22 protein-coding genes and 3 rRNA genes are annotated in these 25,124 nt (G+C 41.1%); 24 read left to right on the top strand and 1 reads right to left on the bottom strand.

The window, feature by feature from the left end; all coding sequences use genetic code 11:
• The 10 genes from OFY17_RS06850 to OFY17_RS06805 form a co-directional block, all read left to right on the top strand.
• Positions 1-108: ribosomal RNA gene (locus OFY17_RS06850) — 23S ribosomal RNA — on the top strand; the annotation flags it as partial.
• A gap of 284 nt (positions 109-392) precedes the next feature.
• Positions 393-507 (top strand): 5S ribosomal RNA (gene rrf / locus OFY17_RS06845).
• 125 nt (positions 508-632) lie between these two features.
• Positions 633-747: ribosomal RNA gene (gene rrf, locus OFY17_RS06840) — 5S ribosomal RNA — on the top strand.
• A gap of 344 nt (positions 748-1,091) precedes the next feature.
• Complete coding sequence (gene rluF / locus OFY17_RS06835) at positions 1,092-2,081, top strand: 23S rRNA pseudouridine(2604) synthase RluF (RefSeq protein WP_263529987.1); 990 nt, start codon at positions 1,092-1,094, stop codon at positions 2,079-2,081.
• Between the two features lie 138 nt (positions 2,082-2,219).
• Complete coding sequence (locus OFY17_RS06830) at positions 2,220-2,354, top strand: hypothetical protein (RefSeq protein ID WP_263529986.1); 135 nt, start codon at positions 2,220-2,222, stop codon at positions 2,352-2,354.
• Positions 2,355-2,465: 111 nt separating this feature from the next.
• A complete protein-coding gene (locus OFY17_RS06825; protein ID WP_263529985.1) occupies positions 2,466-3,467 on the top strand; it encodes a hypothetical protein in 1,002 nt (333 codons plus the stop codon).
• Positions 3,468-3,533: 66 nt separating this feature from the next.
• A complete protein-coding gene (locus OFY17_RS06820) occupies positions 3,534-4,823 on the top strand; it encodes a paraquat-inducible protein A (RefSeq protein WP_263529984.1) in 1,290 nt (429 codons plus the stop codon).
• Positions 4,820-6,466: an intermembrane transport protein PqiB gene (gene pqiB / locus OFY17_RS06815; protein ID WP_263529983.1), complete on the top strand. Its 1,647-nt coding sequence runs from the start codon at positions 4,820-4,822 to the stop codon at positions 6,464-6,466. The genes OFY17_RS06820 and pqiB overlap by 4 nt, the downstream gene beginning before the upstream one ends.
• Positions 6,467-6,483: 17 nt before the next feature.
• Positions 6,484-7,074, top strand: a complete 591-nt coding sequence (locus OFY17_RS06810) for a PqiC family protein (protein WP_263529982.1) — start codon at positions 6,484-6,486, stop codon at positions 7,072-7,074.
• Positions 7,075-7,547: 473 nt separating this feature from the next.
• Entirely contained in the window at positions 7,548-9,242 is a 1,695-nt protein-coding gene (locus tag OFY17_RS06805) for a methyl-accepting chemotaxis protein (protein WP_263529981.1), read from the top strand.
• Positions 9,243-9,331: 89 nt separating this feature from the next.
• Here OFY17_RS06805 and hisA read toward each other — a convergent pair whose 3' ends face one another.
• The gene (gene hisA, locus OFY17_RS06800) at positions 9,332-10,093 is read right to left on the bottom strand and encodes a phosphoribosylformimino-5-aminoimidazole carboxamide ribotide isomerase (protein ID WP_263529980.1); all 762 of its coding nucleotides are present in this window, start codon (positions 10,091-10,093) and stop codon (positions 9,332-9,334) included.
• A 146-nt stretch (positions 10,094-10,239) separates the two neighbouring features.
• Between hisA and arfB the strand changes: the two genes are divergently transcribed.
• The 14 genes from arfB (at position 10,240) to iscR (ending at position 25,102) form a co-directional block, all read left to right on the top strand.
• Positions 10,240-10,653 (top strand): alternative ribosome rescue aminoacyl-tRNA hydrolase ArfB, encoded by a 414-nt coding sequence (gene arfB / locus OFY17_RS06795; protein WP_263529979.1) that lies wholly within the window; start codon positions 10,240-10,242, stop codon positions 10,651-10,653.
• Positions 10,654-10,750: 97 nt separating this feature from the next.
• Entirely contained in the window at positions 10,751-11,566 is an 816-nt protein-coding gene (locus OFY17_RS06790; RefSeq protein WP_263529978.1) for a TauD/TfdA dioxygenase family protein, read from the top strand.
• A 40-nt stretch (positions 11,567-11,606) separates the two neighbouring features.
• Entirely contained in the window at positions 11,607-11,798 is a 192-nt protein-coding gene (locus tag OFY17_RS06785) for a DUF1289 domain-containing protein (RefSeq protein ID WP_263529977.1), read from the top strand.
• Between the two features lie 257 nt (positions 11,799-12,055).
• Positions 12,056-13,630: a cytochrome ubiquinol oxidase subunit I gene (locus OFY17_RS06780; RefSeq protein ID WP_263529976.1), complete on the top strand. Its 1,575-nt coding sequence runs from the start codon at positions 12,056-12,058 to the stop codon at positions 13,628-13,630.
• 1 nt (position 13,631) lies between these two features.
• Positions 13,632-14,768 carry a cytochrome d ubiquinol oxidase subunit II gene (gene cydB, locus OFY17_RS06775; RefSeq protein ID WP_263529975.1) on the top strand — a complete coding sequence of 379 codons (1,137 nt, stop codon included), beginning with the start codon at positions 13,632-13,634 and terminating at the stop codon, positions 14,766-14,768.
• A gap of 112 nt (positions 14,769-14,880) precedes the next feature.
• Positions 14,881-14,991 carry a cytochrome bd-I oxidase subunit CydX gene (cydX, locus tag OFY17_RS06770; protein ID WP_212918295.1) on the top strand — a complete coding sequence of 37 codons (111 nt, stop codon included), beginning with the start codon at positions 14,881-14,883 and terminating at the stop codon, positions 14,989-14,991.
• Between the two features lie 5 nt (positions 14,992-14,996).
• Positions 14,997-16,745, top strand: a complete 1,749-nt coding sequence (cydD, locus tag OFY17_RS06765; protein ID WP_263529974.1) for a thiol reductant ABC exporter subunit CydD — start codon at positions 14,997-14,999, stop codon at positions 16,743-16,745.
• Complete coding sequence (locus OFY17_RS06760; RefSeq protein ID WP_263529973.1) at positions 16,717-18,381, top strand: amino acid ABC transporter ATP-binding/permease protein; 1,665 nt, start codon at positions 16,717-16,719, stop codon at positions 18,379-18,381. The genes cydD and OFY17_RS06760 overlap by 29 nt, the downstream gene beginning before the upstream one ends.
• A gap of 269 nt (positions 18,382-18,650) precedes the next feature.
• Positions 18,651-20,999, top strand: a complete 2,349-nt coding sequence (locus OFY17_RS06755; RefSeq protein WP_263529972.1) for a bifunctional diguanylate cyclase/phosphodiesterase — start codon at positions 18,651-18,653, stop codon at positions 20,997-20,999.
• Positions 21,000-21,210: 211 nt separating this feature from the next.
• The gene (gene sdhC, locus OFY17_RS06750) at positions 21,211-21,591 is read left to right on the top strand and encodes a succinate dehydrogenase, cytochrome b556 subunit (RefSeq protein ID WP_263529971.1); all 381 of its coding nucleotides are present in this window, start codon (positions 21,211-21,213) and stop codon (positions 21,589-21,591) included.
• Positions 21,582-21,935, top strand: coding sequence for a succinate dehydrogenase, hydrophobic membrane anchor protein (sdhD, locus tag OFY17_RS06745; protein WP_263529970.1), 354 nt, complete (start codon positions 21,582-21,584; stop codon positions 21,933-21,935). Before sdhC ends, sdhD begins: the two co-directional genes overlap by 10 nt.
• Positions 21,936-22,175: 240 nt before the next feature.
• Positions 22,176-23,024, top strand: a complete 849-nt coding sequence (locus tag OFY17_RS06740) for a sensor domain-containing diguanylate cyclase (protein ID WP_263529969.1) — start codon at positions 22,176-22,178, stop codon at positions 23,022-23,024.
• A 166-nt stretch (positions 23,025-23,190) separates the two neighbouring features.
• Positions 23,191-24,375, top strand: a complete 1,185-nt coding sequence (locus OFY17_RS06735; protein WP_263529968.1) for an NADH:flavin oxidoreductase/NADH oxidase family protein — start codon at positions 23,191-23,193, stop codon at positions 24,373-24,375.
• Between the two features lie 241 nt (positions 24,376-24,616).
• Positions 24,617-25,102 (top strand): Fe-S cluster assembly transcriptional regulator IscR, encoded by a 486-nt coding sequence (iscR, locus tag OFY17_RS06730; RefSeq protein WP_263529967.1) that lies wholly within the window; start codon positions 24,617-24,619, stop codon positions 25,100-25,102.
• Positions 25,103-25,124: the final 22 nt, after the last annotated feature.

Genomic DNA, 25,124 nt, shown 5'->3' with positions numbered 1-25,124 from the left:
ATAAGTCCCCTAAAGAGCCGTTGAAGACTACGACGTTGATAGGTTGGGTGTGTAAGTGCTGTGAGGCATTGAGCTAACCAATACTAATTGCTCGTGAGGCTTGACCATATAACACCAAAGTGGTTTTACTGGATATTGTTCTCGATAATTGCTCCTGCATTATCCTAATAAGTTACATCCGTGTAACGACTGACAATTCCAGCACTTCCTCCATCCATGGAGGTCGTAAGAGACACATATTATTACGATCCGGTTTAAAACTTGATTTACGTTATTCAAAAAAGAGAATTGTTGAAGCTTAGCAAGCAAACTGATGCTAAGAAGCAATAGAGAGACAAGCAACGAATTGGCGTGTTGTGATGTAAAGACATCATAACGGCGCAACCGAATTGCTTGACGATCATAGAGGCGTTGAACCACCTGATCCCATCCCGAACTCAGAAGTGAAAAGCGCCATCGCCGATGGTAGTGTGGGGGATCCCATGTGAGAGTAGGTCGTCGTCAAGCTTTAAACAATGGAAGCCCTGATAGCATCGCTGTCAGGGCTTTTTAATAAAATATTAAGTTAAGCAAAGAATTAGCGTGTTGTGGTGTTAACTAATTAAGCCATCATAACGAACGCAGCCGAATTGCTTGACGATCATAGAGGCGTTGAACCACCTGATCCCATCCCGAACTCAGAAGTGAAAAGCGCCATCGCCGATGGTAGTGTGGGGGATCCCATGTGAGAGTAGGTCGTCGTCAAGCTTTAAATTAAGAGAAACCCCATCCTGCTACGCAGGGTGGGTTTTTTTGTGCCTGTTAAAAAAGCAAGTGGAAGAAAGTATCAGGAAGAGGCTGAGAGAAAAGTAAAAAACACCGCGGAGTGTGGGGCTCTTTACAAGATACGCATGTGAGAGCAGGTAATAAAGTTTTAAACAACAGAAGCTCTGATAGCTATGCTGTCAGGGCTTTTTTGTGCTTGGAAGAAATAGAGCAGGAACAGGTTAATCGAACAAAATTTCCTATATAATGCCTATATTCTTGTGCCTAGGCAGCTGCCTTTTTACTTAATGTTTATTGATTTACTTTTATAAAAGACTCCAGATTTTATGTTCAATGCTTCTTCTACACGTTTAAACAAATACATCAGTGAAAGTGGAATATGCTCTCGTAGGGATGCTGACCGCTTTATTGAGCAAGGTAATGTGTTTATCAACGGTAAGCGTGCCAAAGTGGGTGATAAGGTCGCTGCTGGCGATACTGTGCGTGTAAATGGGCAGTTGATAGAGCCTCAAGACCCTGAAGACTTTGTCTTTATTGCGCTAAATAAGCCCGTTGGTATTGTCAGTACAACAGAAAGCTCTGAACGTAGTAATATTGTCGATTTTGTTAGTCATGGTGTGCGCATTTTTCCAATTGGTAGGCTGGATAAAGACTCTCAGGGGCTCATATTTCTAACCAATAACGGCGACCTAGTTAATAAAGTATTAAGGGCAGGCAATAATCATGAGAAAGAGTATCTAGTCACGGTTAATAAGCCGATTACAGAAAGCTTCATTCAAGGCTTGGCTGGCGGTGTTCCAATTCTGGGAACTATGACTAAAAAGTGCCCTGTGGTTAAAGTATCTACTAATGTATTTAATATCACCCTTGTACAGGGGCTTAATCGCCAAATTCGCCGTATGTGTGAGCACTTTGGTTACGAGGTGGTTAAGTTAGAACGTACTCGTATTATGAATGTTGGTTTGAAAGGCATTGCGTTGGGTGAGTGGCGTGATTTAACGGAAAAAGAGTTAAAAGTATTGCTGAAAGCGGTTGAAGATTCTTCATCAGAGACTGATAAGCCTGCTAATAAAACAAAAAATAAGGTTAAGCGAAAACCTTCTTCTAATCGATCTCAACATGGTAAAAGTTCATCAACGATAAGTTCTACGAAAGCAAACACTAAACACGTGAGAAGCGACGATAGAAAATCGAATAGAAACCCAAAGGGCAAAGATAAAAGACCTTTTTCAAGTGGGAGCAAAGGGAATACTAAGCATCCAAGTGGTAAAACCAGTGGTGGAGGAAGAAAGCCAGTGCGGAGTCGGAGCCGTTAATACCAAACGGGATCTGGACAGTTAATTTACATTCTTTACTCTTGCTTGCGTTCTTCTTTAACAGTAATTGGATTATATTAGACAAGAGTGGCTTTATATCAGCGCTACAAAATTAAAAATCACCTAAAGGGAGTTATTATGCAAGCGATTAAGCGCATATCTTTATCTGTGTTATTGGTTACCCTAGTGGTTGGTCTAACTGCATGCGCACATCCACGCCATGGCGGTGGTGGCGGACATGGCGGTGGTGGTGCTCCATCTTCCTCTAGATAATAAAAAAAGAACGCTTCGGCGTTCTTTTTTTATTATTGGAGATTTATAAATTTCGTATCGACTCTCTTTATCTTATATCTGTAGAATGCTCGAGTTTAAAAAGGATATGCTATGTATACAGATAAAGACTTAGAACTAGCCATAGAAAAAGGTATTTTCTCTGCCTCCGATGTAAAAGACTTTCGGTGCTTAGTTACAGCCATTAAAACCTCAGTATCAGATGAAGAGAATGTTCGTCTGATGGGGGGCTTCAATGACATTTTTGTGGTGATTGCTTCCGCTCTTTTGCTCTTCTCAACACTATGGGTTGTTAGTTTATATAATGAAACTCTTGGCTATTTGACGTTTTCTGTGTTGTCTTGGCTGTTAAGTATTGTGCTTGTGTCAAAACGTAAAATGGCTTTACCCGCTATTACATTATTATTGGCTTTTATCGGTGGTAGCTATTGGACCGCTTATTATTTTTTTGTGGGCGTCATTACTCACCCTGACTTAGTTGCGATAGCTATATCTACTGTATTGTCTTATGTGCATTGGCGCAGTTTTAGAGTACCTATTACGGTGGCTGTGGGTACCGGAACAGCTTTATATTCCGTCATCATATTAATAGCAAAGTTATTTCCAAATCAGTCCATGGCCTTATTTGCTGTGGCATTTGTTTGCGGTTGTATTGCTTTTGGAATAGCTATGTATTGGGATGCGTCAGATACTAGTCGAACGACAAGAAAATCAGATGTGGCGTTTTGGTTACATTTACTATCAGCCCCTTTGATTATCCATCCTGTGTTTTTGAACCTAGGGATACTCAATGGTAATGACAGCATCATTAACATGCTGGTCGTCATTGTCCTTTATATACTAATGACTACCGTGTCTATCATGATTGATCGCCGAGCCTTTATGGTTTCATCATTAGTTTATGTCGTCTATGCCCTTGCGAGTTTGGTTAATGGTTATGGTCATATAGGTCATAGCCTTGCATTAACTGGAATATTAATAGGGGCGTCTTTATTATTACTGGCCGTGTATTGGCATATGGTGAGAGCATGCTTGTTGTCAGTAGTATTGCCAAAAAGCCTTAGAGAGTATGTTCCGCCTATAACAGTCTCGTAATAATGGCTTAACAGAGATGATGCTAAACTCTAAGAAATGATTCAAGGTTGCTGAACTTAAGTTTATATGTCGAAAACAAGGTTTTATGAAACGGTTACTGCGTGTGATGAGTGTGATCATCTGCATGTTATACCGCCTTTAAAAAGTGGCGAGCGTTTTAAGTGTGGGCGCTGTCAGCATGTTGTCTTGAGTGTGCATGAACATGTTGAAGGCCGTATATTAGGTACTGTGTTCTCTGCTTTATTGATGCTGTCTTTAGCCTTAGTCTTTCCTTTTCTAGGTTTTTCTAGCCGTGGTGTTGAGCGCAGCTCAACATTGTTGGGTTCTGTTGATGTGCTAATTGGCCAAGACTATTTAATATTAGGCTCTATTGTTTGTTTAGCATTATTCATTTTTCCCGCGATCTACCTGTTTTCTTTGCTTGTTCTATTTTGGTCTTTTAAACACCCTGATATCAGCCTTAATGCACGGCGGCATTTAACTCGCTGGGTTGTCGCTATTCAGCCTTGGCTCATGGTGGATGTTTTTTTAGTAGGAGCTTTAGTTGCTTTGGTAAAAATGAGGAGTTTAGCCGATATAGAGTTAGGTCTTTCGTTTTGGGCATTCTGTGGCTATGTTGTACTTTTAATTAGGACGGTGACTTTAGTAGACCGCCGCTGGTTATGGAACAAAATGTCTGGAGCTGCACCTAACCATGTGATTGAAGACAAACAGCATCCTGACGAGCTGAAAACAGCAAAACTACATTCTTTGATTGGCTGTCATTTTTGCGGTGCAGTATCACCTAACTCCCATAGTCATTGTAGCCGCTGTGGGCATTCTATCCATAGTCGTCGTCCCCATAGCTTAACGGCCAGTATTGCATTTTTAATTGCCGCAGTGATTATGTTTGTACCTGCGAATGTTTTCCCTATAATGCAAACCACTTTTTTAGGTGGTTCGGAGCCCTCTACTATTATGGGGGGCGTTTTTTTGCTTTGGTCTTTAGGCTCATACCCTGTTGCATTAGTGATTTTTTTAGCCAGCGTTGTAATTCCACTGACAAAAATATTGTCGTTGAGTTGGCTGTGTTGGCAATGCTACTACCCGACAGAACACGATATTTTGAAGAAGGTATGGCTTTACCGCGTGACTGAGGTGATTGGTCGATGGTCAATGATAGATGTATTCGTAGTGGCTTTATTGGCGGGTGTTGTGCAAATGGGGAACTTGATTAGTATTTTGCCCGGGCAGGCTGTATTGTCATTTGCTGCTGTTGTGATTTTAACTATGTTGTCAGCTGTCATGTTTGATCCACGCTTATTATGGGACAAAGAAGACGAAATTATGCAGGCGTCAAAAGGGGACGATAAGTGAAAGAAGTTAATCAAAATGTCGAAAGCTTGAAGCGCGTACATTTTAATTCTATTTGGTTGGTGCCCCTTGTCGCTATTCTTGTCGCAAGCTGGATGCTTTACCAAAACTGGGCGAGTCAAGGTCCTGTTATTACCTTAATCGCAGCTGATGCTGAAGGGCTGGAAGCAGGTCAGACAAAATTAAAGGCTCGTAATGTCGATATAGGTAGAGTCATCGATATTCATCTAAGCGGTGAATACGATAAAGCCATTATTAAAGTTCGTATGAATCAGGGTACTCAAGCTATGTTGCTTGATGACGCGAAGTTTTGGGTGGTAAAACCGCGTATCGGTAAAGAGGGTGTAAGTGGCTTAGGGACTCTCTTATCTGGTGCCTATATTGATATGACACCGGGGCAATTAGGTGAAGAAAGTACCGAGTTTAGTCTATTAAACCAACCGCCTTTATCTTCCACTAAAGAAGGAGTGCGTATATTACTTCATAATAATGGCAGCGCTAAATTAGACGTGGGTGCACCAGTCCATTTTCGCGGCTATGAAGTCGGCTACATTGAAGAAGTTGGCTTTGATAGCGATACGAATGCCATCACCTATCGAGCGGTAGTTAACCCACCATATGATAAGTTAGTAAGTCGTAATGTTCAGTTCTGGGTTACCCCTGGTTTATCTTTTCGAAGTTCTGTTCAAGGTTTTGAAGTGAAATTCGATTCACTGGAAAACTTTATTTCTGGTGGTATTTCATTTGGATTAGGTAAAGGAAAAACACTAGGCGAGCCTGTTGAAGATCTCACGCGCTTCCCACTATTTACTTCTAAATATGAGGCGGATAATAATCTCTACAAAGAATCAATCGAGTACGTGTTTCTATTTGACTCCAATATGAGTGGTTTAGCGGCAGGAGCTGATGTTGAATACCGAGGTGTAGTAATAGGCACAGTATTAGAAATGCCATTTACAGGTTTTTCTATCGATGCTTTAGCCTCGCTAGACCGCCCCGTGATCCCAGTATTGGCGAAGATTGAACCACAACGTCTGAATGCCCTCCATGTACCAGAGTCTGAATCGATACAAGCATGGCAAGAGCAGCTTGATGATAAAATTTCTCAAGGGCTAAGAGCGACCTTGATGATAGGTAATTATGTTAATGCGGCTCGTGTAATTAGCCTAGATTACATGGAGGATGCACCAGCAGTCACTATGAATGAGTTTGGCGGCTATAAACTATTTCCAACAGGGCCTGATAGTTTTGCCAATATTGAAAATAAGGTTTCGATTTTATTAGATAATCTGGCTGACGTGCCTTTACAGTCTACATTCAATGACTTGAGTAATATCATGGCGGAAGCGAGTGAAAGCTTGCGTCAGTTACAGGAGTTGAGTAAAAGTGTTCAGCTTTTTATAGAAAAAACAGATACGCAGCAGTTACCCGCAGATTTATCTAAGGTAATGGATGAACTAAATCTAACGTTAGAAACCTATCAAGCGAATGGACAAATAGGTCGCCCACTAAGAGAAAATATGGTCTCCCTAGGTCGTACTTTAAATGAGCTTCAGCCGCTGTTAAGGCAGTTAAGGGAAAACCCAAATACTTTGATCTTTGATAGTGAAGAGCGTTCCGATATTCAGCCTAGAGCAGCAAAATAGTATTAAGAGTGAATAATATGCAGAAATGTAAACTGATCATTAGCCTTTCATTTATTTGGTTATTGACGGCTTGTGCCACCAAAGTGGTGCCCAGTAGCGAGTATTTGTTAGTCGACAAAAATATAAAACAGATAGAAGTGAAAACAACTCCTGCTATGTCGATACAGTTTATGCCTATAACCATGGCAAACTATCTCGCTGGTAATGAGATTGTATTGGTCACAGAGCAGGGGCAGGTATATCGTTCAAAAAACCATTTATGGGCTGAGACCCTATCTCCTCAATTAAGCCGCTTAACACTACAACGTTTAGAAAAAAGTTTACCTAATATTGCTTGGTTTGGTGGTCAACGATTACCTTCAGAAGCCATTGCTGTGCTTAATGTAGAAGTAGACAATTTTTATGCTGACCTTGATGGTACTATTTATATTTCAGGTCGTTGGCAGCTATTATCTGCTTTAGGTGAATTGATTGATTCGAAAACCTTTAATGTAACGGATACATTAAAGTCTGATGGTTATTTAACCATGGTGCAAACCCTTTCTGATACATGGTTTCATAAAGTTACTAATATGATGGCTGATAGCATTGCTGAATCATTGAATTAAAAAGTCAGATCAGAGTATAGAAAATCAAATGTTGTTGACCTTATGAAATATTTAATTTTCATTTTTTTCACGTCTATAGATAAGCTCTCATTATACTTTCGCATTCTCAACCATTAGGGTTGTTTGTAGAGCAACCTCTATAAGGTACTATCTCTTTCAATCCCTTTCTAACTTATTGTTATTTATTGTAATTTCTGTGGAAAAATCTACTTCATATAGCTATGGTTAGCTCGTATTTGAATTTGATGAATATTAAATATAAATATTATTTATTTTCTACTAGGCTTAACCAACAACAGATACTTTTCATTCAAGGTGAAAATACTGGTCACGGATAAAACAGTTTGACTGAATGGGAAATGATAGAACTAATTGATGTTAAAGGATGAATGTTTTTAGTTGATAACCGCTTTTGTATTTAGGTGTGTGGTTATTAAAAGCCGGAAATACTCTTTTAAATTAGGGATTAAAGAATGCTAGATAACGTTAAAATATCAAGAAAAGTCATGTTGTTGATGCTGATTCAACTGCTTATTATTTCAACTCTTGGCTATGTCAGCATGTCAAGTATGTCGAAAATCGGCATAGAAATAACAGACATCGCACATAAGAACATTCCTCTTACTACACAAGTTACTAACATCACAGAGCATCAGTTAGAAGAAGCTATTTTGTTTGAGAAAGTGGTATCTCATTTATTGATCGATTTAGTAAAAGGCAAAGGCACATCATCGGAAAGCTTGAAATTGGCTGATGAGTTAACCAAAAAAACAGCCTCTCTCCATAAGGAGTTAGTTGATTTAGAAAAAGTGATTACAGGCTATATAAAAACCTCTCACAGTGTACAAGAGGAAAGAAGGTACAGTAATTTCCTAACAACGTTCAAGAAAGTTGAGGAAGAATTCTTCCATCTTGAAGAGGCAACTAACAAACAACTTTCAGAAATTAAAGCGAATGGTATTAAAAGCCAGTTAGATAATATTTATAGTTTAGAAAAAGAAAGTGAGACAGTAACTGAACATCTTGTTGAGCTACTTCATGAAGCTCAGAAGTTTTCTATTGAAGCTGCAGAGACAGCTGAAGCGGATGAAATCAAAGCTATTTCATTTATTATTACTATATTAATCCTTTCGTACATTGTTGGTATTTTTGTATCAATTCTAATCGGCCGCTCTATAACTAAACCACTTGGTATTGTTATTGATAGAATTCGCGAGGTGGTGTCAGGTGATGGTGATCTAACTCAGCGTATTAACACAAGCCGAAAAGATGAATTAGGCGAAATTTCGAACCTGTTTGATGGCTTTATGGAAAAGCTGCAAGGCACCATTAAAAGTATCTACACTTCTTCTGAATCGCTTGAAAAGTCCTCAAATACGGCATCTGGAATAATTCAAAACACTCTGCAAAGTGTTGATGTACAAAGGTCTGAGGTCGAACAGGTTAAAGAGTCTGTACGTCACATGAATGAAGCAACAGCAGAAGTGGCTAGGAATGCAGTCGAAGCGTCCACAGTAGCGGATAAAGTAAAAGGAAAAGTATTAGAAGGTAAGACATCAGCGGATGATACACAGGTAATCATCAAACAGTTATCGAAAGAGGTTGCTGATACCTCCAAAGATATTGGTTTGTTGGTAAAAGAAACAGAAAATATTGGGGTATTCTTGGATACGATTCAAGGTATCGCTGAACAAACCAATTTACTTGCTTTGAATGCCGCAATTGAAGCCGCGAGGGCGGGTGAAACTGGTCGAGGTTTTGCGGTAGTAGCGGATGAAGTTCGTTCATTAGCCCAAAGAACCCAAGAGTCTACTGTTGATATACAAGCATTAGTAGAAAAGCTTCAAAAAGAAGCATCTAACGCGATGGAAGGCATGAATAAAGGTGCAGCGATTACCGAGCAATGTTTGACGAAAAGTAATGAAACGTCAGCTGTTTTTGATGAAGCGGCTAATGCAGTCAATGAAATTTCCGCATTCAATATGCAGATTGCTACCGCAGCTGAAGAACAATCAACTGTTGCTGATTTGGTACAAGGTAGTGTTGATAAGATCAATGACATTGCACAGAAAACTCAAGGTGATGCAGTACGTGCCGTAGAGTCGAATACTGAAATTGAAGATCGCTTAGGCGACTTGCATCAAGATTTGAATAAATTTAAATGTTAATTTATTAGTCTGCGGTAAATAAAAAGCCAGCTTTATTTAGCTGGCTTTTTTGTTTGGAACTTAGTTATAACGCTATATTGAATAAACGATCATGTATTCGATGTATTCCATGCAATACATTCTTCTAATGTGACGCCTTGGCCGCCAAAAATATCCAGTGCACTACCAATCGTTAAGTCTACATTCCCATTAGATAATTGCTTTACTCTATCTAGGTCTGCTAATGAACGTGCCCCGCCAGCGTAAGTTATTGCCACAGGGGAGTCATAACTTAGAAAGCGTACAAGGTCTTCATCAATGCCTGCTTGTAAACCTTCAACATCGGCAGCATGGATTAAAAATTCATCACAATGGTCGGCCAGCTCAAGTAAGTTTTCTTTGTTAATTTGAGTCGAAGTGACAGTTTGCCAGCGATCGGTGGCAATATACCAGCCGTCAGCAGTGCGGCGGCAGCTAAGGTCTAGTACTAGATTATCAGTCCCGGTTTCGCGTTTTACCTTGTCTAATCTATCCCAAGAAAACTCACCATCTTTAAATAGGTATGAAGTGACTATCACATGGGAAGCACCAGCTTCTAAGTAGCTTGCTGCATTGCTTTCTTTTACGCCACCACCATACTGTAAGCCATTAGGGTAAGCACGTAGGGCGTTCATCACTTCGCTTTGATTACCTTTCCCGAGAGCAATAACATGCCCGCCAGTAAGATTGTGCTCTCTGTAAAGAGAAGCGTAATACTCGGCATCGTATTGACTGACAAAATTTTCTGTAGCGCCTTTGTCGTTTAAACTACCACCAACAATTTGTTTAACTTTACCCTGATGTAAATCGATACAAGGACGAAATTGAGTCACGCATAGCTCCTATTTATGGGATCGGTAAAATAGCTGAGCAGCAAAGTATAGCCGATAAAAAGGCTTTAAACGATGATCCACAGCAAACTGCCCGTTGTGCTGTTACAATCTGTGCCACATTTTATTTGAATAACGAATAGGCCATTATGTTACAGCTCTCAATCGCGGTTACCATTCCCGACCATGAAATTGAATTAACTGCTATTCGTGCGCAAGGTGCAGGGGGGCAGAATGTCAATAAAGTTTCCTCTGCGATTCATTTGAGGTTCAATGTTCCCCAGTCGTCTTTGCCAGTATTTTATAAGGAAAGGCTGCTAGCACTGACGGATTCTCGCCTAACCAAAGATGGCGATATTATTATCAAGGCACAGCAACACAGAACTCAAGAGCTTAACCGAGAAGATGCCTTGCAGCGCTTAAAGTCTTTGATTTTGCAGGCTATACAGGTACAGAAATCGCGTCGACCAACTAAACCGTCTCGTTCTTCTCAAAAGAAACGTGTCGATAAGAAGAAACAAAAGGGTAAGATCAAAAGTTTAAGGCGTAATAACTGGGATTAATTGTTTTTTAAAGAATTTTTCCGATGTTTGTAATAAGTGGCTAACTTACACGTCCAATCTTAATACATCTTATTTTATCAAGCAGAAACTCTACTTTATGAACATATTGCCTTTATCTAATAGCATTGGCGCTTTAGTTGAAAACATAGATCTGTCGACAATCACAGAAGGTGATTTTCACTTCTTATATGCGGCTTTTTTACAACATAAAGTCTTATTCTTAAGAGACCAAAGTATGACGCCTGCAGAGCACCTTGCACTGGGGAAACGTTTTGGCAGTTTAGAACCAGTGCATCCCTTCTTTCCTCATGTGGAAGATAATGATCAGGTAATTATTATTGAAACATCACTGGGTAACCCACCGGGGGAAAGTTTTTGGCATACAGATATGACATGGAAAGATGTACCGCCTAAGTGTTCTATATTGCATGCGCAATATGTTCCTGAAGAAGGGGGCGATACTATCTGGTGTAATATGGCTGCAGTCTGGAAAAGCTTACCTGAAGATGAAAAAGCCTATTTACGAACATTAAAAGTATCCCATGAATTACATGCTTTTAAAGGTAGTCGTTATGATAAAGAGGAGTCTGGTGGCCAAAGCTATGCCGATAAGGTTGCTCAGCAATATGAGCCAATAGTGCGTTCAATGGTGCAAGTTCACCCCGAAACGCAAGAGGAAGTGCTATACATTAATGAACAGTATGTTCATTCCGTTATTGGTTTGTCGCCGCTAGAAAGTGATGCTTTGCTATCTCGCTTATTTGCAAAAGCGAGAGAAGAACAATTTCAAATCAGGTTTTCTTGGCAAGCCAACTCGGTTGCGATTTGGGATAACCGTATAACTCAACATTATGCAGTAACAGACTATGGTGATGCAGCAAGAAGGCTTCATCGTGTCACCGTCAGTGGTTAATTAGCTGTAAAAATAATCAACAGTAGTTATGGTCAATTAAATGAAATCTAGCGTATCCCAAAAAATTGAAAGTCCTTGTATCCGCAATTGTTGCTTAGATAAACAAGATGTTTGCGTTGGCTGCGGTCGTAGCCTTAGTGACATTATGAACTGGCAAGCTTTCTCTGATGAAGACAAGCTTGCTGCGTTGTCTAGAGCGGACATTAATCGTCAAAAGCTATGTAAGAATTAAATCGACAGAACTCTATAAATTATCTACTCCCTTTCTTTTTTGCATTCAGCATGCATTTCCCTGTATTTACAAATTCTTTGCACTTCCGCTTCTCTTGATCTAACGCAATGTTTTACGGCACAAGTAAGCCCATAATTCGTTCTGATAGTAGTTTCAGTGGGTGAAGCTACGTAGGGTGGTGTTCCGTAAAAAGCACAAGTCATCAGGGTGCTTTAATCTGGCCACCTGTTCTCAATCAAAGAATGGGGCTAATTCATATGATTAACGAAACTGTCGTGGAGTTATCACGTTTTCAGTTTGCCTTCACAGCGCTATACCATTATTTATTTGTACCTTTAACGTTAGGTATGACTTTCATGTTAGCCATCATGGAGTCTGTTTACGTTATTACAGGTAAGCAAGTGTATAAGGATATGGTGAAGTTTTGGGGCAAGTTGTTTGGTATCAACTTCGCATTAGGGGTCACGACTGGTTTAACCATGGAGTTTCAGTTTGGTACTAACTGGTCTTATTACTCTCATTATGTAGGCGATATTTTCGGGGCTCCTTTGGCTATTGAAGGCCTAATGGCGTTCTTCCTTGAATCAACATTAGTTGGTTTGTTCTTCTTTGGTTGGGATCGTTTGAGTAAGGTTAAGCATCTTATGGTGACATGGGGTGTTGCTTTAGGCTCTAACTTATCGGCCCTATGGATTTTGATTGCCAACGGCTGGATGCAAAACCCAGTAGGTTCAGAGTTTAACTATGAAACCATGAGAATGGAGCTGGTAGATTTTGGCGCATTAATCATGAACCCAGTTGCCCAAGTGAAGTTTGTACATACCGTATCGGCAGGTTATGTGACTGGGGCGGTTTTTGTGCTGGCGATTTCCAGTTACTACCTATTAAAAGGCAGAGACCTTGCTTTTGCCCGTCGCTCTTTTGCAATCGCGGCTGCATTTGGCTTGGCGTCGACGTTGAGCGTTATCCTTTTAGGTGACGAGTCAGGCTATGAACTGGGTGAAGTGCAAAAAGTAAAATTGGCTGCAGTAGAAGCGGAATGGGAAACCCATGAAGCACCAGCGCCATTTACCGTGATCGGCTTCCCTAATCAAGAATTAGAAGAGACTGAATACGCGATCCGTATACCTGCTTTGATGGGGATTATTGCGACACGTTCTTTGGACGAAGAAGTGCAAGGTATCAAGGAATTGAAAGAGCATAACCGTCAGCGAATTATCAACGGTATATATGCTAATCAATTGCTTGAGGAATTACGTTCAGGCTCACAAGACCCTCTTGTTAAGGAAAACTTTGATAAGGTCAAAGACGACCTAGGTTATGGTCTTTTAGTAACCGCATTCAATGAGGATATCAATCAAGTCTCGTCGGAAGATATTGATAAAGCGGTTGAATACTCTATCCCTCAGGTTGCACCGTTATTCTTCTCGTTCCGAATTATGGTGGCGAGCGGCTTTATTATGCTGTTTATGTTTGCCGCTGCGTTTTACCAAAATGCACGCCGTCGAATTGGTCAAAACCGCACCATCTTGAAATTTATTATTCTTTGTTTGCCATTGCCTTGGATCGCTAACGAAGCTGGCTGGTTTGTAGCTGAGTATGGTCGTCAACCTTGGGCGATAGGGGAAATTCTACCTGTGCATGTTGCTGTTTCTAGTTTATCAGCGGGTGAAATCTGGTTGTCTTTGGCTGGCTTTACCTTGTTGTACACAGTGTTCTTGATTGCGGAAATGTATCTGATGATTCGTTTTGCAAAACAAGGGCCTTCCAGTCTGCATACAGGGCGTTATGCGCTTGAACAAGAAACCGCTCAGTTGAAGCAGGGGGTGTAAGATGGATTACGAATTATTAAAAGTGATTTGGTGGGCTTTGGTTGGTGTATTGCTGATTGGCTTTGCAGTGACTGATGGCTTTGACATGGGCGTGGGGAGTTTGTTGAAAATAATCGGCGGAACAGACTCCGAGCGCCGCATCATGATCAACTCTATTGCTCCCCATTGGGATGGGAATCAGGTGTGGTTTATTACCGCTGGTGGAGCATTGTTTGCTGCTTGGCCTGTTGTCTATGCTACGGCATTTTCAGGTTTTTACTTCGCTATGATGCTAGTACTTGCCGCATTGTTCTTCCGCCCAATTGGTTTTGATTACCGTTCTAAATTAGAGAGCTCAAAGTGGCGTGAGAGCTGGGACTGGGGGATTGTCTTTGGTTCTGCCGTACCGCCTATTATTTTTGGTGTAGCGTTTGGCAATTTGCTGCAGGGCGTGCCTTTTGAGTTTGACCAATATCTACGTGCGACTTATACGGGGTCTTTCTTTGCCTTGCTTAACCCATTTGCCATAGTGTGTGGTTTGGTCAGCTTGCTAATGATTATGACTCAGGGCGGAGCTTGGCTATTGATGAAAACGGATGCTGAACTCCATGCTAAAGCGGCTAAGTCTACAGCAGCAACGGGGGTGCTAGCGGCTGTACTTTTCATATTAGCGGGTGTCTGGTTAGCATTTGGTATTGATGGTTATGTTATTACCAGTGACATCAACGGCAATGAAGCATTAACACCGCTAATGAAAACCGCCGAAGTACAAGAAGGGGCTTGGCTAGCAAACTATGACAAATACCCACTGCTCATGTTGGCGCCTATTTTGGGTGTTGTGGGAATGTTATGTGCTTCTTTGTTGGGTTTACTGAAAAGAGCTTTCTTGTCTTTTGTTAGCTCTTCTCTTGGCTTGGCAGGCATTATCGTTACCGCTGGTGGCTCTATGTTCCCATTCCTAATGCCGTCTTCAAGCTACCCAAGTATGAGTTTGACTATGTGGGATGCAACTTCAAGTGAAAACACCATGATGATTATGTTTGTGGTGGCCTGCATTTTCGTGCCAATCGTTTTGGGCTACACACTATGGAGCTACTTTGTAATGTACGGACGCTTCACGAAAAAGCACATAGAAGAGAATACCCATTCTTTGTATTAGAAGGCTTTATTGCTGGGAAGCTTGAGTAATGAGCCTGTCTATTTGGCTAGGCTCATTACTCGATAACAAACATTTTATCGGTGGGGGAAATACCCCACCTAGGAGAAACATTATGTGGTACTTCGCTTGGGTTCTTGGAATCTTGCTAGCTTGTTCTTTCGGAATTATTAATGCTGTTTGGTTAGAGTTCAGTGGTTATGAGGGTGAAGAGGAACAGAAGTAATTGCTATGCAAAAGAAGAAAGCGGCAAAGCAAACTGGCCGAGCTAAAACACCGGAGGCGATATTTCTTAATCAACTAGCGGAATCGCAATCTGCTAGATATCGTGCCGCGAAAGGTATAGGTAGTCTGTTCGTTGTGGCTTTGGTGGTGCAAGCGTGGGCATTTGCGCATGTGTTTGCTGAGCTCGCCTTGCATCAGTCGTTTTCTATGCTGTTCTTGTTTCTAGGGTTGTCGGCTCTATGGTTGCGGGCATTTTTGAGTTTTCTAAGAGAGCGTGTTTGTACCAGTGCTAGCCGTCATATCCGCTATGATTTACGAAAAAAGCTGTTATCGCACCTCACGAAACTTGGGCCTGCTCGATCAAGAATAGATGAGGATGCTGCGTTGTCGACACGTGTTTACGAGCAGGTAGACGCGTTAGATGATTTCTTCAGCCGCTATAAACCTCAGGTGTTTATGGTCGTACTCATTCCTTGTGCCATTTTGCTTTCTGTTGCCCCTATTTCTTGGATTGCATTAGGAGTATTCATAACCACAGCTCCTTTGGTGATTGTCTTTATGATATTTGTTGGCCACAAAGCGGCACAGGCCAATCGTCGCCAATTTAATGTGCTGGCGATGCTTTCTAATCAGTTTATGGATTTAAGTGTTGGTTTGGCAGAGTTGAAGCGGTTGGGCAAAACTCAACAGGCGAAGTCTCGCTTGTCAGACAGCTCTGGTGAATACCAAAGAACCACGATGAATGTGCTCTATTTGGCTTTTTTATCGACGGCTACACTAGAGCTATTTGCTTCACTGTCTATCGCTATGATTGCCTTGTACCTAGGGCTTGGCTTGTTGGAATCATTACCGTGGCAGGTGGGGGAATCTCCGGTGCCCTTAGCACAAGCCATGTTCCTATTGTTGCTCGCTCCAGAGTTCTATTTACCTCTTCGACAACTCGGTAACGATTATCACGCTAAGCAAAAAGCAGAAGCGGCTACTACCGATCTAATGGCAATTATCAACACAGAAATAGCTATTGTTCGATCTTCAAACCTTAAAGAAGAAAACACTTCTCGTGATAATGCACTGATATGCTTTGAAAATCTAAGCTGGCAAGAGTCGGGGCGCCAGAGATTGGCGGCAATAACAGGAAGCATTTATGAGGGTGAGCGCGTCTGGCTAAGTGGTGAGTCTGGTATAGGTAAATCGAGTTTATTGTATTTATTGCTTGGTTTCGATGCTGCTTACCAAGGGCAGTTATCCGTGAAAGGTCGTCATTTATCTGAGCTACTTACTTGTCCTCAAACGTTATCTAAATGGCGACGCTCTTTGGCTTGGTTGCCGCAAACACCTGAGTGGGTGAATGGCAGTATTCGACGAAATTTATTACTTGGGATAACACCCCCAACAGAGTTGGCAATAGAAGATGCATTACTGAAAAGCCAATGCGATGAGTTTATAAAACCTTTGCCAGATGGTTTAGATACAGCATTAACTGAGATAGGAACAGGTTTGTCGGGTGGGCAGATGCAGCGGCTATCTATTGCTCGTGCGTTATTATCTGGGGCCGAGGTTTGGTTATTAGATGAGCCTTGTTCTGGGCTTGATCAAGAAACAGCCCAATCTGTATTAGCTACTTTAGAGCAGGCTTCTAAAGGCAAAACGGTATTGGTCGTGAGTCATGATACACACCCAATTTATTGGGCTGATAAGCATTGGTCCCTGACACAAGGAGGTTTGTATGAAGAAGACAAACAAGCTATCGCTTAAAAGTCTGATATTCAGCAACCTTTGGGGTTTTATGGTCCCCGTTTTTTTGGGGCTCGTAGCGAGTCTTGCAGGTGTTGCATTGCTTGGTGTGTCGGGTTGGTTTATTTCAGCGGCTGGATTAGCAACAGCGTTGGGAGCACACCTATCTTTTAACTACCTCACCCCAGGTGCCATTGTTCGAGGTTTAGCCATTTTTCGAACAGCAGGACGGTATGGTGAACAAGTTAGTGCTCATAATCACTTATTAGGGCTGTTGCGCACCTTGCGTCTATGGGTCTGGGATAGGCGAGTCGAACAAGATGCTACAAATTTACAGCAGCAAAGTAAGGGAGACTTACTGCAACGCTTAGTAAATGATCTAGATATGATTATTCGCTGGCCCTTAGTGGTCTTCTTGCCTTGGTTATATGCCTTATTGAGCTATGTTGCTATGGCTGTTTTTGCGTACTTTTTACAGGCTGATTTGTTGTACCCCATTGCCGTATGTGGCTTCTTTCACTTGTTGATTATCCCTTATTTAGCTGGGCACTATGCTCGCCAAGCGGTTCATATTGGACAAGTTTTAGGAGTGTATCGTCGTAGCCGATTCGTGAGTGTTTTTTCTGCGTTAATTACGTTAACCATTCGTGGCCACTGGCAAGAGTATGCCCAGCGTTTAGGGTATTTAGATGAGAAGCAAAAAATAAAAGAGGCTGCAATTCAAAATGCTGTGAGCGCTGGTCGTCTTGGTGCTTACTGCGTCACCATTATGCTCTTAGTCGTAAGTTTTTATGTCTTGGCTTTTTTTGATTCTGAAAGCCAGCGTTGGAGTTTGGTCGAGGGGGTAAAAGGTACTTGGGTAGTGGGTTTTGTTCTGGCCGTGCTTGCCCTTAATGAGCTTGTTCTTCCATTAGCGCAAGCTTTTGTCGCACAAGGCCAGTCTCAAGTAGGTTTGCACAGACTAAACCAGTTGCAAACGAGTTGTACTTCTAGCACTGCAAAAACTGCCCATGATGACTTTAAGGTGCATCAACTGAGCTTTAAACAATGGCATGGCTTTCATGCTGTTAATGGTATGGGAAATAAACCATTAGATTTAGACATATACCTTGGTGATAGATTGTGGATTTGTGGCAGTAGTGGGTCGGGGAAATCTACATTGCTTGCCGCCATGGCAGGTGACTGCTTATCAAAAGGAGAGGTGTTTGTTAATGGTGATAAATGCGATCTTTTTGGTAATGAAACCTACCAAAAGCAAGTGAGCTATTTGCCCCAGAGTCCTTATGTCTTTCAGCAAAGTGTTGCTGCGAATTTGCGTTTAGGGAAAGAAGATGCAACTGAAGATGAGCTATGGGAAGTACTAGAGGCTGTGGCACTGGCTGAGTGGGCTAGAGCTCTGCCTAATGGCTTGGCAACCTTGTTGAGCTTCCAAGGGCGTGATTTATCAGGAGGACAACGAAAGCGCTTAGTATTAGCTCGCCTTCTGCTGAGAAATGTCCCAGTCCTATTATTAGACGAACCTTTTGACGGTTTAGATACTGCTTCAATACGGTGTATTAGTCATGCGCTCCAGCATGATTTTAGACCCAATATATTGGTGTTAGTTAGTCATGTTAGTAGCTCGCTTGGAGATAGTGCGAAGAAAATCGAGCTTTAGGAGAGGGAGGAGCGAATATAGTTCTAAAATAAATTTTCTAATAGTTTTGAATATACTAGCCTCAGCATATATATTTTCCTGTAAGCTTTTTTATTATCTTAAAATCGTCTATTTTTATAACAGATTCTGAATGACGTGATATAAATGATGTTTATTCAGTAATAAAATCAAAAATAAAGACTATCTACAATTAAAATAAAAAGTGCGCAAATGGAATTCCCCAAGGATTGGTTAATATAGGGTGTGGAATAGCAGGTAAACATAAGACGATGTTGAATACGCTTATTGGCCGATTGTATATATTCTCAATTTTTATTGTTGCGCCCTTCTATACCCTCATTTATCTGAACTTTGATTACAGCCGATCTATTGTTCAGGATGAGCTGCTTCATACCGCGCGGCTTGTTTCTAATCAAGCGGTAGAAAATCAAGAACGCCTCGTTGAAAGTACCCAGCTTTTTCTCTCTTCCTTAGCTTCTAGTTCACAAATTCAATCCCCAGACTCCGAGGCTTGCCGTCAGTTTGTTAGTTCTATAACGCCTTTGTTTGGGAGGTATGTGAATATTGGCGTCCCAAATAAAGAGGGTATTTTGACTTGTAATGGTACTTTGCTTGATTCTCCCGTGTATGTGAATGACCGCGATTATATCAAAGAGGCTTTGAGTACAAATCGCTTTACAACCAGTGGTCTACACATAGATAGAGCTACTGGTCTGCCAGCTATTAATTTTGCCTATCCAGTTCAGGCTTATGCTTACTCTAATCAAGTTGTTGGCGCGGCTGTGGCTGTTGTCTCTTTGGAGTGGTGGAGCAAATTACTTAGTGATAGTCCGTTACCTGAAGGCAGTGTGGCTTATATCTTAAACAGTGACGGTGTTGTGAATGTGAGCTTTCCATCTCATATAAGGTATGAAGAACCCCAGTCATTTGGCACCATTGTGTCTTCTCAAGATGGCGTAAAAAGGGTGTTTACACAACAGCAAGTAGTTGGGGCTAATAATGAGGTCTTGCTCAGTTTTGTTATTGGTGTCGCGGTTGACGAGCCTCTGCTGAGGGTCAATAAGCGTTATACGGCTGCGGTAGCTGTATTTTCTTTTCTTGTGATAGCTACTTTGTTGCTTATTAGATGGTTTTTTATTCGCTCGATCACCAACCCGCTGAAAAAACTGTCTTTATTAGCGGAAAGGCTTGGTAGAAACGAAGAGTCTATTGCACCTGAACCCTCAATTGGTGTGAAAGAAATGTGCGCTTTGCAAGGCAGTTTCATTGACATGGCGAAACGTAAAGCGACAGCTGAACAAAGAATTATTTCCCAATCACAAATAGATACCCTTACTGGAATCGCTAACCGTGATGCGTTTCTTTTATCGTTAGAAAAAATTATCGAGGAGAATCAAGGTCAACATCGAATCAGTGTGGTGCTAATTGACCTAGATGATTTTAAAGATATTAATTCTAGGGGGCACGAAATAGGTGATTACGTTTTAAAAACCGTTGCATCTCGATTAATACATCAAGTGCCATCGGCACGGTTATTTAGTCGTTTGGGCAGTGATGAATTCATATTTATTCTAGAAGGGGAAGATGCATCGAAAAGTCGAACCCTGTCAGTATGTGAAAAAGTAAAAAATGTAATATCCCAGCCGATTTTATCCGAGCATGGTGATATTGAGTTAACAGCGAGTATGGGGGGGTCTTTTTATCCTGATGATGGCGAGAGCGTTAAGACTATTTTGAGTGCAGTGGATCAGGCTATTTATCTGGCAAAACAACAGGTGAGAAATACTATTAGTTTCTTTAGTGAGGAACTGAAAAGTGCCCAATCTGAAAAAATGGAGCTAGTAAAAGACTTGCGTAACGCAATAGCTAATAAAGAACTCTACTTAGTTTACCAACCTATTTTAAGTGTCAGGGGCGAAGTTATTAAGTTCGAAGCCTTGATACGTTGGCAGCATCCTAAAAAAGGCCTAATTGCACCAGACAGGTTTATTGGTTTAGCAGAGGAGTTTGGGCAAATCAGAGAAATAGGGCTATGGGTTATTCAGGAAGCAAAGCGTGCCCTACGGTCTATTCAGAAAGTGCATGGAGATAATGTTCAGGTGAGCGTGAATGTTTCACCGGCTCAATTATCGAAGTATCAAAGTGAAAATGATTACCTTTTAGAAGAGCTTATTACTGAGTGCCACGGGAAAAGTGAAGAGGCTAGCCCGAACAAATTAATTGTTGAAATCACCGAGCATCTTTTAATGAACTCAGATGAAAGCACTCGTAAAGCATTACTATCCTTTAGGGATGAAGGTATTCAGGTGGCATTAGATGATTTTGGTACTGGGTATTCGTCCCTAGCTTATATCATGAATTACGAGATTGATTATCTGAAAATTGATAAGAGCTTTGTACAGAAACTAGGAGCGGAGTCTGCTTCGGAAACCTTGTGTGAGACTATTATCTCAATGGCCCATACCCTTGGCGTTAAAGTTATTGCAGAAGGGGTGGAAACACGTGAACAAGCAGATCTTTTGCTGGCCTACGGTTGTGACTACTTGCAGGGCTTTTACTTTTCTAAGCCTCTTACCCTATACAATGCACTCTCTTACAAAGCGGTTAAGATTAGCTAGTTTTAGCATGTCGTGAGACTGTGGAAATGTGTGGCTCAATGCTTCTTCAATCAATCCAACTATGATTGAATGAGCGTTGTTATAGTGGAAAAATACTCAAGATAAATACAAATCATTATGAAAATTTGTATTTATCTTTATAATAGCGATTCAAGCAGTGCTTATGCTCTCAAAAAACATTAAGTGCATCATAAGATAAAGGAAAATTAAGATGAATAAGAAACGCCCAGTGAATCTGGAGCTGAATACCATAAGTCTTCCTATCACGGCGATTGCTTCTATTTTACATAGAGTGAGTGCCGTTATTATTTGGGTGGCTTTAGCATTCTTTTTGCCTACTTTGTATATTTCATTGGGCTCACCTGAAGGCTTTGATAGCGTGAAGAGCATGGTTTCAGAAAACTTCCTTGCTCAATTTGTCATTTGGGGCTTCCTAACTGCAGGTGGCTATTACGCTATGGCTGGAATGAAACATATCATCCAAGATATGGGGCATTTTGAAGAGTTAGAAAGCGGTATGCTGATTTCGAAAGTTGTTATCGGTGTGGGTATTGTCATTAGTTTATTATTTGGTGCGTGGATATGGGCTTAGGTTTAGCGCGGGACAGCCGCAGTGGTACAAGAGAGTGGATTTTTCAACGTGTTAGCAATGCTGCAATCATCCTTTGGGGCGTTGTTTACCTTGGACTAATCTTATCGCAAGCTGAAGTGACTTATGATAGCTGGGTGGCGATACACAATGCTACTTGGTTCAAACTGTTTTCTACACTAGTTTTAGTTTTAGCAATGATGAACTCAGTTATAGCTGGATGGCAAATAGGTACAGATTATACGCAAAAGGTACCTGTTGCAGGTTTTGAGTCTGCTTACCATTTCTTTTATAAAGTGGTAACACTTTGCTATTTGCTATTAGGTCTAACCATTCTTTGGTTCTAGATTTTAGACTGAATACATAGTTATTTAGATTTAAAAAAACTTTTTAAAAGCCCCGATGATAATTATTGTCGGGGCTTTTTTTCTTAGGAAAAAGAGCTGTCAATAAAGCTAATTTTTTAGAGTGTTATGCGAAAAAAGCGCTAGTCTATATAAGAAGTGATATCTATCTTGTGCCTTAAGAGGCCTTTAATATATTGTTTGGGAATAGAAATAACTGCTATAAATGGCTAAGGATGTAAAATGTCGCAGCTTGAATTAGATACTTATAAGCAGCTAGTGGAAACTACTCCGGTACTGTTTTATGTCGTTGATGTTAATTTAAATTATACCTATATAAGTCCTTTTTTTGCGCGTATTCATAATATTACTCAAGAAGAAGCAGTTGGCTTATGCATTTCGGATGTTATTGGTGAAGAGGGCTTTAAGGGTAATTTTCCTCATTATCAGGCCGTATTAAATGGGGAGTCGATAGCTTACGACTCCTTTTTTATTAAACCCGATGGTAACCCTCATTATTATCATGCTATTTACACACCACTTGAAGATAGTGGCGAAATTATTGGTTTCACAGGTGTGGTGATTGATACCACTGCTGAAAAGACTTTGGATAGGCTGGCGAAAACAGATGAACTAACTTCTCTAAAAAATCGACGAGAATTTGAAGCCTATTTAGAATCATTGTTGAAATCTGACGATGCTCAAAACCATACTCTATTATTGGTTGATATCGATCACTTTAAATCCATTAATGATGATCTTGGGCATGGCGAAGGCGATAAAGTATTAGTTAAATTTGCTCGTATTTTAGAGGGAACCATAGCAAGTGCTGGAGATGTTTATCGAGTAGGAGGCGAGGAGTTTATGGTTATACTGCCTCACATGTCTGATGACACCTTGATAAAGGAAAAATCGAATGAATTACGCTCTAAAATAGAATCAGCTAAATTAACTGCTACAAGAAGAGTAACCGCGAGTATTGGTGGAACGACTTTTAATCATAAAAGTGTGCGAAGTGATTTGCTGCGTAAAGTAGATGGAGCCTTATACACGAGTAAAGAAAATGGTAGAAATTGCGTGACTATTCTGTAATAGCCTTTAATCTTAAAGCCAGAATGAGTAGCTCTTCTGATTTTATTTTTTTGTATGGATATCAATCTAAGACTTAAAAAACAAATAGAAGTGTGGCTCTCTTTGACCTTTAGCAACCTACCCCTGCCCTGTTGATAAACAGATATAGAGATTAAAGTTGGAGTCTATGAATAAGAAATCGTTAGGTGATGCTGTTCGACTCCCGTGTGGCGTTTTACTGAAAAATAGGTTTGTAAAGGCCGCTATGTCCGATTCTTTAGGAAATGGGGCTGGTGATGCAACTAGGGATCAAGCGCGCTTATATGAGAAGTGGGCTGAAGGTGGAGTGGCTCTTTCTATTATCGGAGAGGTTCAAGGGGACTTTCGCTATCCAGAAAAGCCTGGAAACTTAGTTCTCAATGAAGATAGTGACCTTGGTACGCTGCGAGATTTAACTAGCAGAGCTTCAATTAATGATACGCATGTATGGGCTCAGATTGGTCATGCAGGCGCACTTTCTGACCCTCTTATTAGTAACCCCGCAGGACCTTCCGAGTTAAGCTTTGATGAGTTGAAGTGTCGAGCTTTGTCTCTGGAAGAAGTGAGGGCTCTACCTGAACAGTTTGCAAAAACGGCTTTAATCGCAAAGTCGGCAGGATTTACCGGAGTTCAAATCCATGCTGCCCATGGTTTTCTACTAAGCCAATTCTTATCCCCTTTATTTAATCACCGAGAAGATGAATATGGCGGCTCGATAACTTGTCGTAGTCGAATTGTTCTTGAGGTCATTAAGGCTGTTAGAGCTGCGGTTGGAAGTGAATACCCTATAGGGATCAAGATAAATTCTTCTGATTTGCTTGAAGGTGGTTTGGTTGAAGATGAGGCGCTGGAGTTGGTAGCTCTACTGAACGCATCTTCTATTGATTTGATTGATATTAGCGGTGGTACCTATTTTCCTGGTGCTAAGGCAAGTTCTGATGCATCGGCTAACGGCCCTTACTTTTTAAAATTCGCACAGCAAGCTCGAAAACAAACAAGAATCCCTTTAATGCTAACGGGTGGGTTTAAAACTCGGGATCAGGCATTGTCGGCGCTCGAAGAGGCTGATATCGATTTTGTTGGTTTGGCCCGCGCTATGATCATCTCCCCGAGCTTACCTAATACTTGGCTAGAACAAGGGGAGGATCCCGTATTTCCTCGATTTACATCTACGCAACCTGGTGGTGTAACAGCTTGGTATACCATGGCAATGACGGCACTAGCTAAGGATGATAGCCAGACCTTTGATACGCAATTGCAGGCGGCTCTTCAAACTTATGAAAAAAGAGATGCGCTACGCCGGGATACCTGGCGAAAGAAATTTACCCGCTAAATTCGTATGCTGTTTGTATTTCTGATGCCTTGATGCTTATCTTTTTATTTTTCTCATTCGTGGCACTTATTTTCTAGATAGGTGCTCATTCTCCTGTTTTGTTTTTAGTCAGTAGTGCGTAAAATGCGCTGCGTTCCTTGCTGTGGGAATAACCTACTAAAATAGTCGGGTAAATACTTGATAAAAACAGTAGGTTTTGTGTAGTATTCACCTCCACATGAAAAATCTTATTGGATAGCTTATGCGCTTAACAACAAAAGGTCGTTATGCGGTAACCGCCATGCTTGATCTAGCATTGCATTCAGATCAAGGGCCAGTGTCCTTATCGGACATTTCAAATCGGCAAGGAATCTCTCTTTCTTACCTTGAGCAGTTGTTCTCAAAGCTTCGCAAGAGTGTATTGGTTACTAGTGTGAGAGGGCCGGGTGGTGGCTATCGATTGAGCCGCTTAAAAGAAGACATTTTTGTCGCCCAGATAGTTGATGCCGTTAACGAGTCTGTTGATGCAACAGGCTGCAGTGGGCGCAGTGATTGCCAGGGTGGAACCACATGTCTAACCCACTATTTATGGTGTGATTTAAGTGATCAGATTCACGATTTTTTAAATCAAATTAGTTTGGCTCAGCTAGTTGCAAGAGAAGATGTAAGACAAGTAGCTGAACGACAAAGTATTGAAAGCCAACAAACTTGTGTTGATGACAAAATTAACGCGGCCATTATTGGCTAGAAAAGTATTGGCTAAGTAAAGA

It is taken from the genome of Marinomonas sargassi, from assembly GCF_025716875.1.
GTDB classification, from domain to species: Bacteria; Pseudomonadota; Gammaproteobacteria; order Pseudomonadales; family Marinomonadaceae; genus Marinomonas; species Marinomonas sargassi.
The sequence above is the reverse complement of the archived record's forward strand: the minus strand, read 5'-3'. Positions and strand labels throughout refer to the sequence as shown.